Genomic DNA, 1,645 nt, shown 5'->3' on the forward strand with positions numbered 1-1,645 from the left:
AAGGCGAACACCTGAAGGGCGTGATCTGCCGCGAGCGGTGTCCCGATGCCGTTGGTGCCGTCGACCGCCTCGCTAAGCCGTGCCCCCTCGAAGAAATTCATCTCGCGAGCGCGCTCCTTCAGCGACTCGGCGCCATCGATGTGCAAAAGCAGCCCGGACGCATCGGCCACCACGACCAGGCTCTGCGACTCCTCGGCCAGCCCCCCGAGCTGCGCCGCGAGCACGTGCCCAAGCTGGCCAAGCGGATGCTCGAGCCACCGCTCCCGCGCCTCCGACGGGTCCGCCGCGATCGGAGGCACCAACTCGGTCGGATCGAGGCCTGTGGCAAGCGAACGCCGCCACGACTCGACGATCGTCGGTCGCAATCCCGCCGCCGCTTCCAGCGGCAGCTCGGGACCGAGCAAGCCCTCAGCGAGTAGACGCTCCCAGCTCCTCTGCAGCTGTCGAGCACGCGCGAGCGGATCCGTATCCACCCCGAAAGCTACCCACGGCGACGGCACAGCCCCGCGATCATACCCCTCTCGAACCGGACCGATTTCCGGCGAGGACCGTCCCTGTCTTCTCGCTGACGGCACGGCACTGCTTCCCGCTGCAGCGGTGTCCGCAGCGTACGGCGTCCTGAAGGCCGGCAGAGCGTGGACGGGAGACGTGTTCGCCTGGCATTGGGCCGGGGCAAGCTCTCGCTGGGGCGGCGCTGTTCGTTGCTGCCGCCTACGAGTTCACCCCGTTGAAGACCAAATGCCGGGGCAAATGCCGCTCGCCGTTCGGCTTTTCTCACCAACTCCTGGCAAGATGGACCTTGCGGGGCGTTCTCGATGGGCGTTCGCCACGTGGTGCCTGGGCTGCTGTTGGGCGCGGATGGTGGCGCTGTTTGCGCTCGGCGCGATGAGCCTGACGTGGATGGCGGTGCCGGCAGCGCTGATCGCCGCGGAAAAGCTTCTGCCGTGGCGCTTCGTGCGGATCGACCTTTCACTTCGACGGCGGTTGTGTGTTCTGGGGCATGCTCATACGCTCGAGCTGACGCCGCGACAGGCATCGCGCTGCGAGTCTCACGCCCACGGGCTGTTCTCGGCGGAGAAGCCCTCGGCGCTGGGCTCCCGGAGCCCCGGCTGAGCGGCGGTTCGGACCGTGCGGCGGCGGATGGGCTTCTGCGACTTAGACCTGCGTTGCGCGCGCAGAGCAGGGAAGACGTGGCCGCATTCCACGGTTCGCCTCGGACCGGCAAAACAGGTCTGAGTTTGCGAGCGGGCAAGATCCCCTCCGCCGGGATTACGAACCCTTACGGCCGGGCTCCCGGGAGCATCGCCGGCCGCTGCGAAAGGGCCATAGCGAGAAACACCCGGACACAGGAGGAACCTCGTGTCACGAATCTTCGCAGTACCCACGGTGCTGCTCGCGCTCGGCTCTGCAGTCGCGTTGGCCGCCTGCGCAGGCGCCGCTCCGAGCACGATCGCATCCGCCAAGCCCTCGGCCGCTACCGCACCGGCAACCGCACCGACTGCATCAGCGCCGCCATCCCGGCCTCACTCCAACAGCGGGCCCGGGGCAACGGCGGCAACCGCCTCCGCCACGCCCGCGGCCAACTCCTCGCAGTACGGAAAGGTGCTCTTCGACGGCGACGGCCGCGCGCTCTACACGTTCGCCC

General features: G+C 68.5%; 2 protein-coding genes and 2 pseudogenes. 3 read left to right on the forward strand and 1 reads right to left on the reverse strand.

What is annotated here, in order from left to right:
- Positions 1-404, reverse strand: a pseudogene (locus VG296_RS05990) (hypothetical protein); the annotation flags it as partial.
- Between the two features lie 290 nt (positions 405-694).
- On the opposite strand from VG296_RS05990, the gene VG296_RS32740 reads away from it, so the two are divergent.
- The 3 genes and pseudogenes from VG296_RS32740 to VG296_RS06000 all read left to right on the forward strand — a co-directional run.
- The gene (locus tag VG296_RS32740; RefSeq protein WP_414641059.1) at positions 695-889 is read left to right on the forward strand and encodes a hypothetical protein; all 195 of its coding nucleotides are present in this window, start codon (positions 695-697) and stop codon (positions 887-889) included.
- Positions 859-1,113 carry a hypothetical protein gene (locus VG296_RS05995; protein WP_414641058.1) on the forward strand — a complete coding sequence of 85 codons (255 nt, stop codon included), beginning with the start codon at positions 859-861 and terminating at the stop codon, positions 1,111-1,113. Before VG296_RS32740 ends, VG296_RS05995 begins: the two co-directional genes overlap by 31 nt.
- A gap of 246 nt (positions 1,114-1,359) precedes the next feature.
- Positions 1,360-1,645, forward strand: a pseudogene (locus VG296_RS06000) (hypothetical protein); the annotation flags it as partial.

The organism is Actinospica sp. (assembly GCF_035552695.1).
GTDB lineage: Bacteria > Actinomycetota > Actinomycetes > Streptomycetales > Catenulisporaceae > Actinospica.